Genomic DNA, 13,707 nt, shown 5'->3' with positions numbered 1-13,707 from the left:
TTATGTCAACATTTAAAGCATCAGAACTAACCTTAGATTCAAATGGAAACGTGTATCATCTTGGCATTAATCAGGCAGACATTGCCGATACGATTTTGCTTGTGGGTGATCAAGGCAGAGTGGAATTGATCAAAAAATTCTTTGATACAATACGTTTTGAACATCAACACCGCGAATTTTATACTGTAACGGGTACCTGCAGAGGTAAAGAAATCACCGCCTTATCAACCGGAATAGGAACCGACAATATAGACATAGTGCTTAATGAACTAGATGCTTTAGTAAACATTGAACTTTCAACCAGAACTTTATTACCGGCGCTTAAATCATTAAAGCTCGTAAGAATTGGAACCTGCGGATCATTGCAAGAAAGCATAGCTCCGGGAGAAAGCATTGTTTCACGTTATGCAATTGGGTTAGATGGCGTAGCAGGCTTCTACCAAATTCCTTTTTCACCGGATGAGTGTGCAGCTTCAAACGCCTTTATTCAACAAACGCAATGGCCAACACACCTCAACACTCCTTATTTTACAAGCAGTGATGAGTCACTATTCAATAAACTGAGTTCAGGTTTTCATTCAGGCATCACCATAACAGCTAACGGTTTTTACGGACCACAGGGAAGACAATTGCGTGTACCACTGAGCATACCTGATTTCAGGGACACCATCAGAAAATTTACATGGAATCAGATGCCGGTAGCCAATTTTGAAATGGAATCATCTGCCCTTTTTGCATTATCTAAAGCGCTGGGACACCAAGCTACCACGGTGTGTCTGGTTGTTGCCAACAGATATACAAATCAATTTGAACCTGACTACAAAACCAAAATGATCAGTTTGATTGAAGATGTACTAATTAAATTAACGGTTTAATTAAAAATCTTTGTTAATAACCTGCTCAATCCGTTGAATTCAGTGGTTTACAGGTGATGATCAAAATAAATCAATTGACATTAGCGGGTTAAAAACATTTAAGGCCGTCAACCGCAGCCGGCGATAAGGCTTCATACCTTTGTTAGGTGAGAACTACACTGGTACCAAATAATCCGCGAGAGTTAGCTGCTTTAATCAAACTGGTTGAAGACCCTGACCCTTTAGTTTATGACCATGTCAGAGACAAATTGGTTGGCTATGGTAAAAACGCTGTATCAGCCCTAGAAGAAACCTGGCACCAAACCATTACCCAACAAGAATATCAGGATAGGTTGAATGGAATCATACATGAAATAAGATTGAATGAAATAAAAACAGAGCTCAAAAAATGGAGAGACTCGTCTAACCGCGATCTGTTCAGAGGTTCTATGATTTTGAGCAAATTCCATTTTCCAGATTTAAATGAAAAGAAAATTGAAGATGAGCTGGAAAAAATAAAACAAAAGGTTTGGCTTGAAATCAATGAGAATAATACTGCTTTTGAAATTGTCAAAATTTTTAATCACGTTTTATTTGACATTTGTGGCTTTGAGTCAAGTAAAAACAATTTCTATGCACCGCAAAATTCGTACATCAATACGGTAATTGAATCAAAGAAAGGGAATCCTTTAAGCCTGTCAATCCTTTACTCTGTCATTGCTCAAAGACTGCAAATACCAATTTATGGTGTAAATTTACCTAACCATTTTGTGCTTGGTTTCGTAGACGAACTCAAGACATTAAAAATGTTAGGGTTTGATGACGACCGAAATGTATTGTTTTATATCAATCCATTCAGCCGTGGAAGAATTTTTGATCACAATGAGATTGAGAATTATTTACGAAGTCTGAATCTACCCTTTGAGCGCGATTATTTTGAACCATGTTCAAATACCGAAATACTCAGACGCATGCTGAGCAATCTCTCATACGCCTACAGCAGGGTTGGAGAAAATCAGAAAGCACAAGATCTGCAACAGATCCAAACCGTGCTTGGATAATTATTTTCTACTTTTTTTTCATTCTACTATCACCTTTCACTTTTGCGCAGGGCAAAAAGTATATTTATAAGAAAATGGAATTGGGTGACGGAATCTCTCCAAAATCAGTAGTTGCAAGCGGTACAGGTCTATTCGCCGCGCAAAACATGATGTACCGGCACACAGTAACTCTTTACAACAAAAACGGAGAACTGATAGCAAAAATTTCTGATGAGATTGATTTGAAAGCACACGGTTTCAGTGATTACAAGGGAGATTCATATTTGGGTGGACCCGTTGAGGCTAGTTTTTCTCATAATGGAAATTACTTGTGGGTATCAAACTATACCATGAGTGGTGACGGATTCAATAATCCCGGATGTGACGCTTGCAATGGAAAAGGATATGACCCGGGATTCATCTACAAAATAAATACCCAAACATTTCAAATTGAAAAAGTAATTAAAGTAGGTGCCGTTCCAAAATATCTTGCTATTACGCCCGATGAAAAAAAAATGGTGGTTTCAAACTGGAGTAGCGGTGATGTTTCCATTGTTGATTTGGCAACTGAAAAAGAAATTAAAAAAGTTGATGTTGGCGCGCATCCTAGGGGTGTTGCCATTTCATCAGACTCAAAATGGGCATATATCACGGTAATGGGTTCAACCAAAATTGCCCGTATCAATTTAGCGTCGTATGAAAAAACATACATCTCTAATGTAGGCAAATCACCACGGCATGTTGTGCTTTCTTCCAATGACAGCTTGCTTTATATTTCGCTTAATTCAGGCAATTCCTTATTGAAATATTGTATAGCTGATAGTACACATCAATATTGCAGTACCAATGCCGGGCCGCGCAGTATGATCTTGTCTCCTGATCAAAAATATTTGTACGTAGTCAATTATTTTGCTAACACATTTAGTAAAATAAGAACTGACAGTATGCAAGTTGTTGAAGTCGTCAACACAGGACATCACCCAATAGGTATCACCGCCAACTGGGAAGATTCAGAAATTTGGGTAGCGTGTTATGAAGGTAAAATTGAAATATTTAAAGATTTTAAATTGGCGCAAGAAAATGCACATGAAGATTTCATTTTTGAACAAGAGCTTGATTTGTTTCTGTCTCTATTTCAACCTGTAAGTCTCCCTAAAAATTCTTCTGATCAAAAAGCTAATGACAATGATATAACGTTAGATGATGAAGCTGACATGGTTACTAAAACTTTAGAAGATGAGCCTGTCTCAGCTCCGGTTGCTAAGGGCAATATTAATTCTCTTTCAAAACTGGATGTCTCAAAAATTGAGAAGAAAAAAACGGTTACTTCAACCCCATCTTCACCAAGTGTAAAATCAGATGTTAACTGTAATTATCATGTCATTGTTGGCAGTTTTTCAATTTATGAGAATGCTGTAAATTACCAAGCTGAAATTACCGGCAAAGGATATCAGGCAAAATTAATTCCTAACTCAAAAGGGATGACTTATGTATCAGCCGCATGTTTTGAAAATAGAACAGATGCCGAAAATGCCATTAGCTCAATCTATCATGACCTAGCTATCAAAGGATGGGTTTTGCAGCAATAAAATCAATGAGGTCAATACCTGTTGATCAAATCACCTTGCTGCGGAAATGAGAAAGAATGATACCGGCGGCCATTGCAACATTCAATGATTCTGTCTTTCCAAAACGTGGAATGGTAACAATTTCACTCAACATTTGCTTAACACCCGGTGTAAGCCCATGTGATTCACTGCCCATTACAATAGCTGAATGAGCTGCTAATTCAACCTGATACAAATCTTTGCCCTTTAGATCTGCCCCATAAATTTTAAAAGAATGTTCTTGCAATTCTGACATGACATTGATCAAGTTATCTTGCAAATAATTGATGCGGAATACCGCACCCATACTGGCCTGAATAACTTTTGGATTGTAAAGATCAACACTGGTTTCAGAAGCAATCACAGTTTTTACACCAAACCAATCAGCAGTGCGCAAGATGGTACCCAGATTACCGGGATCACGAACCTCATCCAGCACAAGAACGAGTTGCTCATTTTTCCAGTCAGGGATGAATCTTGGCGGATATTTTACAAGAGCCAGAATTTTATTCGGTGAAATCAGACCTGATATTCTCTCCAATTCAGTTTCAGAAACTGCATACGCATGCACATCATGAGGTATCTTGCCTTGATAATCAACCGTATAAAACACAGACTCTATGCGGTATTTTGACTGACAAAACAGCTCCTCTACCATTTTCACCCCTTCAACAAGAAAGAGTCTTGAAGCCTCCCTTCCTTTCTTCTCCTGTAACGACCTGATTAATTTTATTTCGTTCCGTGATAGCGCCATCCTGCGGATTCAATTATTTTTGTAAAGATACAGAAATGATGCTTCAACAAAAACTAAAATATCTGCCCTTTATAATCGGTACCCTGTTCATCATTGGGTGCAGACAGGCAAAATATGTTGGCGAAGGTGACTACCTGCATAAAAAAAATGAAATCAACTTTGTGACCATTTCTCCTGATGGTGATACCGTGAAGTCTGATGAGCAAGAGGGAATATATGCATCTGAAATGTATGATTTGGTAAAACCGGTTCCCAATAAAAAATTTAAACTCTTTATCTATAACCGAATTGACACGGCGAAATATACAGAGCAACTTGCTAACAAAAAACATAAGACCCAGAAAAAAAATGATCACCGCATAGAGAAAGAGAAAAAAATTAACGACCGAAGAATTGCAAAAGCGCGTAAAAAAGGAAAAGAATATTACCGACAAAAAGAAATTGAATTAAAGGAACAAAAAAATGGTTGGAGAGACTGGGTGCTGGTGCACATGGGACAAAACCCTGTTATGTATGATTCAGCCCTAGTTTCAAAATCTACTAAACAATTAGAAATCTACGTTCACAAGCGTGGTTATTTTGATGCTACCGTTACTGATACCGTGACCTTCAAAGAGAAAAAACGCAAAGCCTTTGTTGAATACACCGTTTACCTGGGTGAACCATATCGCATTGATACTTTTTACATAGATCCAATGGCTGATGGAAATGTGATTGGTGAATACAGAAAATTTTGCGAAGCAGACAAATCAGTAATTGAAATTGGTGCATTGATAGATGAAGATGTGCTTGATTTGGAACGTGATAATTTTTCGCGCTACGGCCGTGATCAAGGTGCATTTTTTGGATTTAATAAAAGTTATATCACATACGAAGTTGATACCTTGGGTGGAGGGCATAGCGCAAGAGTGGTGATGCATATTGCGCCTAAACTTGTTGAACACCCTTATTACCCTGATTCATTGGTACCAATTGAATATGGTGCATATACCGTGCGAAATGTTACTTTTTATCTGCACAATCCTGATACCTTATCTTTTAAATATGGTTTTGATTTCTTTAAAAAACGTTGTGATCAATACAATCTTAATTACGTAATAGATAATCAATACGTGCTGCTTGACACATTTGTCAACATTGACACAATTCATTTTAGAAAAGGTGATCCAAAAATAATTAATAAAGGCGTATTCATTTATAATGACGTGCCCTTTCTAGAACCTGATTTGATAGACAAAAACAACTTCCTTTACATTCCCCATTTTGCAAAGGAAGAGTATTTGGAACGATCATACCGGGCATTGTTGCAACTAGATGTCTTTAGTACTATCACTCCAATTGTTGAGGTTGATCCAAAAGATCCGCTTGGCAGAGGTGTCAATGTTACGTATCACCTCACTCCAGCTAAACGACAAACTTTTGTGCTTGAACCCAAAGTGGTAAACTCAAACAGCATTGTAGGTATTATGGGACAAGTGAGTTACAATCATAAAAACTTGTTCCGCGGTGCACAAAAACTCAAGGTGTCATTTATTGGTGGTTTTGAAGCACAACCTCTCATTGTCTCTCGTGATGGAGTTGAAGAAAAATCTTTTTCGCTAAACACCTTCCAGTGGGGTCCAAGCATTCAGTTGTCATTCCCAAAATTGGTGCCTATGACAAAAAAGTTTTACCAAAACTCATCCAAACGCGCTTTTCCAACTACCAAATTTGATTTGACAGTAAATTTTGAAAAAAGAACTGAGTTCAAGCGGCGTTTGGCGCACTTTTCTTATGAGTGGAATTTCAAAGTGAGTGGTGATGAAGGAAAGAAAGATGAATATGCTATTCGCTGGATTAATTTTGATTTTGTGCGTCTTGAAAAAACAGATGAATTCAAACTGAAACTTGCTGAGTTGAATGACCCTTTTCTGTTGAATTCGTATGCTGATCACTTTACTCTTTACAATGGTATATCATATAAAAAAGATAGTCAAAAACCCAATCAAGATAATAAATTCATTCGCATAAACACGTTTAATGCTATTCAGTCAGGCGGATTATTGGGTGCATCAAATATTGGTTCAAATAGTTTGAGTGATGATGGATTAAAACAAATTTTTGGTGTGCCATTCACGCAGTTTATTAGAATTGACAACCAATATTTATTATTGTGGAAAATCAATAAAAAACATAAACTGGCAGCACGATTTTTGGCAGGTGTTGGTTTTGCTTATGGTAATTCTCCCTCACTGCCCTATGAGCAAAGTTTTTATTCAGGAGGTTCAAATGATATTCGCGCATTTCCGGCCCGCTCAATGGCACCCGGAAGCATACGCACCTATGAAGATACCACCCGAACCACCACGCAAATTGGTGATATGAGATTGCAAATTAATCTTGAATATCGTTTCTATATCACTGATATGTTAGAAGGCGCGCTGTTTGTTGACATGGGAAATATCTGGAAAATTAAAGATGACACTACCACCATGGATGATGATTTGGGAATTTTTAAATTCAACACTTTTTGGAAACAAGTTGCTATTGGACCCGGCATTGGTATTCGCGCTGATTTTGATTTTCTTATTGTACGCTTAGATATTGCATTTGCCCTACACAATCCTTACTTGCCCGCAGGTGAAAAATGGTTTGGAACACCGTATGACACCTACTTTAGTAATTGGGACTTCAACGGAAATGGCAAAATTGACGGAGGAGATACGGATGGAAGTGATCCTGATAAACCAAACTTAGTTAAAGCCGGTGACGAATCTTATTATCCTTACTTTGCACCGCATGCGCTCAGGTTTAATATTGGAATCGGTTATCCTTTCTGACATTACTTTTTTTCATGTGCTGCTCCTCATCTCATACACCACCTTACAAGACAACTGTTTTTGAAACTACAGAAAAAATAAATTTTGCTTCTTACCTTGTTGTGAACATCAAAAAGAACAAGGCGCAAAAGCATAAAAATTATTAAACCATGAAATATTATTTTTGGATATCACTCATCATTTATTCTGTTCAGATACAGGCGCAATCAGACTTTAAAAATGTTAAATTGCCTCGTGCTGAAAAGTCTAAATACTATTATTCACAAGTTGAACCATCCATTTGCATCAATCCGCGTAATACCAATGAAGTAATTGCCGGATCAGTTTTAAACGATTACTATTATTCATCAGATGCCGGTGCAACTTGGACTTCAAAATCTATCAAATCAAAATACGGCGTTTACGGTGACCCCTGCATGCTGATTGATACCCTCGGCAGATTTTATTATTTTCATCTCTCAGAAATTAAAGGACAAACATTAGTTGGTGGAATGGTTTGCCAAAGATCAAACGTGCTTGAAGGCAAATTCAAATACCAAGGACACACCCTGGCTAACGGAAAATTTCATGATAAAGAATGGGCAGCTTTGAATCCAAAAACAAATGAAATTTATTTGACGTGGACACAATTTGATGCGTATGATTCAAGTGATCCAAAAGATTTTTCCTACATCTTGTTTTCAAAAACTAATGATGGAGGACTTACCTGGAGTACTCCAAAACAAATTTCTTTTATTCCCGGAGATTGCCTTGACAATGATAAAACAGCTGAAGGTGCAGTACCTGCCGTTGGAGCGAATGGAGAAATTTATGTAGCATGGTCACGCAATGATTCTATCTGGTTTAATTTTTCAACTGACAACGGAGAAACTTGGTTGTCAAAAGAACAATTTGTCACAACACAACCTGTTGGATGGGTGATTGACATTCCGGGAATTTATCGCTGCAATGGTTTGCCTGTTACTAATTGTGATCTTAGCAATTCTGAGCACCGAGGTACCATCTATATCAATTGGGCAGATCAACGAAATGGAGAAAACAACACGGATATCTGGTTAATAAAATCTACTGATGCAGGAAAAACTTGGTCAGAGGTAAAAAAAGTAAATAATGATTCCGGTGAAAAACATCAGTTCCTCACCTGGATGACCATTGACCAAACAAATGGATTTCTATATTTTGTTTTTTATGATCGTCGTGCGCAAGACGGCATACTCACTGATGTATATTTGGCATGGAGTGAAGATGGTGGTGAATCATTCCACAATACACGCATCAGCAACTCATCTTTTAAACCTAACTCAAAGATTTTTTTTGGTGATTACACCAATATTTCAGTACATAATGGCGTTATACGTCCTATTTGGACAAGATTAGACGGAACAAGTATTAGCCTTTTTACCGCCCTCATTGATCACCAGAAATTAGTCAAATAAACGTTGAAATTATCTGTTGTCATAGTAAACTATAATGTTGAGTTCTTTCTTGAGCAATGTCTCAATTCAGTATTCAAATCACTGGCACATGTGAGTGGTGAAGTATTTGTAGTTGACAACAATTCTATTGACGGTTCTGTTGAAGTGGTTAAAACCCGTTTTCCGCAAGTTATACTCATAGAAAATAAAGAGAACGCAGGTTTCTCAAAAGCAAATAATCAGGCATTAAAAATTGCCAAGGGCGAATATCATTTGCTACTTAACCCTGATACCATTGTTGAAGAAGACACCTTTGAAAAAATAGTGCGCTTCATGGATGAGCATCCTGATGCAGGTGGTTTGGGCGTTAGAATGATTGATGGAAGAGGTAATTTTTTGCCTGAATCAAAACGCGGACTTCCAACACCTCGAGACGCTTTTTACAAAATTTTTGGTTTGTCCAGGTTGTTTCCAAAATCACGCAAATTCGGGCGTTATCATTTATCATACCTCAGCCCTGATGAAACGCATGAAATAGAAATTCTTTCAGGCGCTTTTATGCTCATGCGCAAAACGGTGCTTGATAAAGTTGGCTTGCTTGATGAAGCATTTTTTATGTATGGTGAGGATATAGATTTGAGTTACCGCATTGTGCTTGGAGGATACAAAAATTATTATTACCCCGGCACACGCATCATCCATTACAAAGGAGAAAGCACAAAAAAAACCAGTGTGAATTATGTTTTCGTGTTTTACAATGCCATGATCATTTTTGCGCGCAAACACTTTTCATCTAAAAATGCCAGTCTTTTTTCTTTCTTAATCAACTTGGCAATATATTTCAGAGCAGGTCTTGCTGTTATGAATCGGTTGATTAAAAAATCTATCATTCCCTTGTTGGACTATGCAGTGATACTGATTGCACTATTCGGAATTGCTTCTGTACATCATCACTACACAGAAATTTTAGTACCTGAAAATATTCTCAAAATTGCCTTACCTGTATACGCAGGTGTATGGTTTTTGTCTGCCTTATTCAGCGGTGCGTATGACAAACCCATTAGGCTTCTTCCATCAGTTTTTGGAGCATTAGCCGGTACAGGTATTATTCTTATAGGTTATGCCTTGTTGCCAAAAGATATTCAATTTTCACGTTTGATTATACTTGCCGGCGGCATCATGGTTGGACTTTATTACTTGCTGTCACGTATCTTCTTACATTTTGTTTTACCTGATTGGCGCATTGGCGGTGTGCGCAACAAGCGCTTTGTTATTGTTGGTGACACGGATGAAACCGAACGAGTGCATCAGTTATTATTACAAACCAATTCAAAAATTTTATCCGTTGAATATGTTTCAGCCGATGAAGAAAAAGGTGATAAAAAATTTTCAGGCAGCATTAGTCAGCTTGAGCAAGTTGTAGAAATTCACAAAATTGATGAAGTCATTTTTTGCGCAAAAAATATATCTTCTCAACAAATAATTTCATCCATGCTAAATCTTGAAGGATCAGGCGCTGATTTCAAAATTGCGCAACCTGAAACTTCATTTTTAATAGGAAGCAATTCAATTGATACTAAAGGTGATTTATATGTAATGGATCTCAACCGCATAAATAAGCCGGCCAATCAACGTATGAAAAGATTAGTTGATTTTTTCAGCGGGTTGAAAATGATTTTGCTTTTCCCTCTCTTCATGTTGTTGTACAACAATAAAAAACAACTGTTCAAAAATGCAATTGGTCTTCTATTTGGCTCTGTTTCATTAGTAGGATATGCTCCGGTGAAACACATCAGTTCACTGCGTTTGCCAAAAATTAAAAAAGGCATTCTGAAAGCAAATCAACAATTCAAAGAAGGTGTGCATGATGAAGATGCTATTGCACGTATCAACCTGATCTACGCCAAAAATCACTCCATGTTAATGGATTTAAAAATTGTGATTAAAAATTGGAGAAAACTTGATCAGTCTGTCTAAGTTTTTTCAATTGAAGCCATAATTACATTGCGGCCAATAGGAGTTCAATATTTTTAAACGGAAGATCAAATACTTTACCTAAAATTTCACTGGTAAGTTTTCCTTTATAGATATAAACCCCGTTTCTAATTCCGGGATCACGTTTAATCATTTCTTTACTGCCTCCCATCTCACCCATTTCAAGTAATAGAGGAGAGAAAATATTGCTCAACGCAATAGATGCAGTTCGTGACACACGCGATGCTAAATTTGGAACGCAGTAATGAATTACGTCATGCTCAGTATAGGTAGGCTTGGTGTGATTAGTTACGCGTGAGGTTTCAAAACATCCACCCTGATCTATACTCACATCAACAATCACTGAACCAGGTTTCATACCTTTCACCATGTTATCAGTAACAATACAAGGAGTGCGTCCAAACGGAGCACGCACAGCACCAATAACAACATCAGCGCGCATGATTGCTTTTTCTAATAATTTTGGTTGAAGTACTGAAGTGAAAATTCGTTGCCCCAAATCATTTTGCAGACGACGCAATTTAGAAATGGAATTATCAAATACTTTTACTGAAGCACCCAAACCCATTGCAGCACGACAAGCATACTCACCAACTGTGCCGGCACCCAGAATAACAACTTCAGTTGGTTGCACACCGGCAACACCGCCAAGCATTAATCCTTTTCCGGTTTTATAATTTGATAATAATTCAGCCGCAATTAATACAGACGTATTGCCGGCAATTTCACCCATGGCGCGCACCACAGGAAAAATCTGATGCTCATCCTGAATATAATCCCAAGCTATGGCCGTAATTTTTTTCTGCATCAACGCCACCAACGTTTTCTTTGGATGTAAAGTAAGTTGCAAAGCAGAAATCAATGTTTGATTGCCCGGCATTAATTCTATTTCTTCATCTGTAGGTGGGGCTACTTTCAGAATGATGTTTGCTTTAAAAACTTCTGATTTGTCATAAGCAATTGAGCCACCTGATTCAGAATAATCATGATCACTGTAACGGGCATTTTCACCGGCTTTAGTTTCAATCAGAATTTCATGACCGTTACTGGTCAAAAATTGAACCGCCTCTGGTGTAAGTGCCACGCGGTTTTCCTGATAAGATGTTTCTCTGGGAATACCAATCACCAGCTTTCCCTTCTTCCTTCCTATGGCCAACATCTCTTCTTGCGGAAGCATGCTTGCCTCTTTCATGAGTGATTTCAGTGCATCAGGATCTGTTATCATACGCTTGCCGTAATTATTCTAAGTCCGTTTTGATCAGTTATCTTAGCGTGTACGCAACCATGTGGCAGAAGGTTACCCAGTTTCTCAGGCCACTCAACAAAGCACCAACAGGTATCATCCAAAATTTCTTCAATACCAATATCATAAGCCTCTTCCGGTGTTTTTAATCGGTAAAAATCACAGTGAACAATTCTGCCATGCACATCTGAATGATATTCACTCACCAGAGCAAACGTAGGCGATGACCCAAAGTCTGCTGTTTCCATTATTTTCAACAAGGCTTTAATGAACGTGGTTTTACCCGCCCCCATAGCGCCATGAAAGGCAACTATTTTGTGAGATTGCGCTTGTAAAAATTCAAAAAATTTAATCGCGGCATCTTCAAGTTGATCAAGATTTTTAACCTCGTATTTAAACTTTAAATCCATCATCATTTTGAGCGTAATTCAATAAATGGTATAATCATTTCTTCCAGTGAAATGCCTCCGTGCTGAAAGGTGTCTGTATAATAGTTCACGTAATGATTGTAGTTGTTAGGATACGCAAAAAAATCATTCTCTTTGGCAAAAATAAAACTTGAACTCACATTCTCTTTTGGCAATTCAATGTCTTCAGGGTTTGAAGAAACTAAAACCTCTTTTGCATTATAGTCAAGATTTTTTCCCACCTTGTATCTCAAATTGGTATTGGTGTTTTTATCACCTACCACTTTGACCGGGTTATCCACTTTGATAGTTCCGTGATCGGTTGTAATAAAGACACGCAATTTTTTTCCGGCAATTTTTTTCAGAATATCTTTCAATGGTGAATGATTAAACCACGATGCGGTAAGAGACCGATACGCAGGTTCATCATCTGCAAGTTCTTTGATCACATCCATTTCAGTGCGTGCATGTGAAAGCATATCTACAAAATTGTAGACAATCACATTGAGATCATGGTGCAATAATTCATTGAACTTGTCAACCAGTTTTTTTGCAAAATCTAGTTTTATTACCTTGTGATAAGACATTTTGACTTGCTTGTTATTGCGTTTCAAATTGCCCTCCAGAAATTCAGCTTCATGCATATTTTTTCCACCTTCATCATTTTCATTCATCCACAGTTTTGGAAATTTTTTAGCTATCTGCAAGGGTGTCATTCCGGCAAATAATGCGTTGCGCGCATAATGTGTTGCAGTGGGCAGAATAGAATAAAAGAGTTCTTCTTTTTCAACAACAAAAAATTCTTCAAGTAATGGACGCAGAGTTTTCCATTGATCATAGCGCAGATTATCAATAACAACTAAGAATATAGGTTCTTTACCAAGTTGGGGGAATAATTTTTTTTGTAGTATCTGATGAGATAAAAGCGGAGCATCTTCATCTCCATGCAACCAATCACGATAATTCTGATCAACAAAACGGCAAAACTGAGCATTGGCTTCTTTTTTTTGCATGTTGAGAATTTCTCTGATTCCGGCATCTGATGATTTCTCCAATTTCAATTCCCAATTTACTAAGTCATGATAAATTTCCATCCACTCAGCTGCTAATGGCCTATCATTGATGCGCATTCCAAGTTGTCTGAACTCAGTTTGATAATCAACAGATGTTTTCTGGTCAACGAGTTCTTTGCCATCCAAATGTTTTTTTAGCGACAGCAAAATTTGGTTTGGATTCACGGGTTTAATCAGATAATCTGAAATTTGACCACCAATGGCTTCTTCCATAATATGCTCTTCTTCGCTTTTGGTAATCATGATTACTGGCACTCCGGGTTTCTTGGCTTTAATCCGCGACAAGGTTTCAAGTCCAGTTAGTCCCGGCATATTTTCATCCAGAAAAATCACATCATAATGCGTAGAAGCGCTCATTTCAACTGCGTCAGCACCATTATTTGCTGTGTCAATCTGGTATCCCTTTTGTTCAAGGAATAAGATATGAGGTTTTAGCAAATCGATTTCATCATCTGCCCATAAAATTCTTGCTGCCATCTGTTGTTTTTTCTTTAGCTTTG

General features: G+C 37.7%; 10 protein-coding genes. 6 read left to right on the top strand and 4 right to left on the bottom strand.

Features of this window, described 5'->3' with window-relative positions; all coding sequences use genetic code 11:
- Positions 1–2: 2 nt before the first annotated feature.
- The 3 genes from IPH66_14735 to IPH66_14725 all read left to right on the top strand — a co-directional run bounded on the left by IPH66_14735 (position 3) and on the right by IPH66_14725 (position 3,483).
- On the top strand, positions 3–875 hold the full coding sequence (locus IPH66_14735) for a nucleoside phosphorylase (protein ID MBK7130599.1): 873 nt from the start codon (positions 3–5) through the stop codon (positions 873–875).
- A 146-nt stretch (positions 876–1,021) separates the two neighbouring features.
- A complete protein-coding gene (locus tag IPH66_14730) occupies positions 1,022–1,915 on the top strand; it encodes a transglutaminase family protein (protein MBK7130598.1) in 894 nt (297 codons plus the stop codon).
- Positions 1,798–3,483 (top strand): SPOR domain-containing protein, encoded by a 1,686-nt coding sequence (locus IPH66_14725; GenBank protein ID MBK7130597.1) that lies wholly within the window; start codon positions 1,798–1,800, stop codon positions 3,481–3,483. Before IPH66_14730 ends, IPH66_14725 begins: the two co-directional genes overlap by 118 nt.
- Before the next feature lie 25 nt (positions 3,484–3,508).
- Here IPH66_14725 and IPH66_14720 read toward each other — a convergent pair whose 3' ends face one another.
- Positions 3,509–4,114, bottom strand: coding sequence for an RNA methyltransferase (locus IPH66_14720; protein ID MBK7130596.1), 606 nt, complete (start codon positions 4,112–4,114; stop codon positions 3,509–3,511).
- Between the two features lie 176 nt (positions 4,115–4,290).
- Here IPH66_14720 and IPH66_14715 point away from each other — a divergent pair, with 176 nt between their 5' ends.
- From IPH66_14715 to IPH66_14705, 3 genes are all read left to right on the top strand, one after another.
- Entirely contained in the window at positions 4,291–7,074 is a 2,784-nt protein-coding gene (locus IPH66_14715; GenBank protein MBK7130595.1) for a BamA/TamA family outer membrane protein, read from the top strand.
- A 149-nt stretch (positions 7,075–7,223) separates the two neighbouring features.
- Entirely contained in the window at positions 7,224–8,510 is a 1,287-nt protein-coding gene (locus IPH66_14710; protein MBK7130594.1) for an exo-alpha-sialidase, read from the top strand.
- Positions 8,511–8,513: 3 nt separating this feature from the next.
- The gene (locus IPH66_14705; protein MBK7130593.1) at positions 8,514–10,466 is read left to right on the top strand and encodes a glycosyltransferase; all 1,953 of its coding nucleotides are present in this window, start codon (positions 8,514–8,516) and stop codon (positions 10,464–10,466) included.
- A gap of 22 nt (positions 10,467–10,488) precedes the next feature.
- On the opposite strand, the gene IPH66_14700 is transcribed toward IPH66_14705, so the two are convergent.
- Genes IPH66_14700 through IPH66_14690 form a run of 3 tightly spaced genes read right to left on the bottom strand, consistent with a single transcriptional unit; the run spans position 10,489 to position 13,684 of the window.
- On the bottom strand, positions 10,489–11,709 hold the full coding sequence (locus tag IPH66_14700; GenBank protein ID MBK7130592.1) for an alanine dehydrogenase: 1,221 nt from the start codon (positions 11,707–11,709) through the stop codon (positions 10,489–10,491).
- On the bottom strand, positions 11,706–12,143 hold the full coding sequence (gene tsaE / locus IPH66_14695; protein ID MBK7130591.1) for a tRNA (adenosine(37)-N6)-threonylcarbamoyltransferase complex ATPase subunit type 1 TsaE: 438 nt from the start codon (positions 12,141–12,143) through the stop codon (positions 11,706–11,708). Before tsaE ends, IPH66_14700 begins: the two co-directional genes overlap by 4 nt.
- Complete coding sequence (locus IPH66_14690) at positions 12,140–13,684, bottom strand: PglZ domain-containing protein (protein MBK7130590.1); 1,545 nt, start codon at positions 13,682–13,684, stop codon at positions 12,140–12,142. Before IPH66_14690 ends, tsaE begins: the two co-directional genes overlap by 4 nt.
- Positions 13,685–13,707: the final 23 nt, after the last annotated feature.

This window comes from Crocinitomicaceae bacterium, assembly GCA_016708105.1.
In the GTDB taxonomy this organism is placed as follows: Bacteria; Bacteroidota; Bacteroidia; order Flavobacteriales_D; family Crocinitomicaceae; genus JADJGJ01.
The sequence above is the reverse complement of the archived record's forward strand: the minus strand, read 5'-3'. Positions and strand labels throughout refer to the sequence as shown.

Coding starts and splice junctions, on each gene's coding strand:
- IPH66_14735 (MBK7130599.1), top strand. CDS start 3: ATGTCAACATTTAAAGCATCAGAACTAACCTTAGATTCAAATGGAAAC.
- IPH66_14725 (MBK7130597.1), top strand. CDS start 1,798: ATGTTCAAATACCGAAATACTCAGACGCATGCTGAGCAATCTCTCATA.
- IPH66_14715 (MBK7130595.1), top strand. CDS start 4,291: ATGATGCTTCAACAAAAACTAAAATATCTGCCCTTTATAATCGGTACC.
- IPH66_14710 (MBK7130594.1), top strand. CDS start 7,224: ATGAAATATTATTTTTGGATATCACTCATCATTTATTCTGTTCAGATA.
- IPH66_14700 (MBK7130592.1), bottom strand. CDS start 11,709: ATGATAACAGATCCTGATGCACTGAAATCACTCATGAAAGAGGCAAGC.
- tsaE (MBK7130591.1), bottom strand. CDS start 12,143: ATGATGATGGATTTAAAGTTTAAATACGAGGTTAAAAATCTTGATCAA.
- IPH66_14690 (MBK7130590.1), bottom strand. CDS start 13,684: ATGGCAGCAAGAATTTTATGGGCAGATGATGAAATCGATTTGCTAAAA.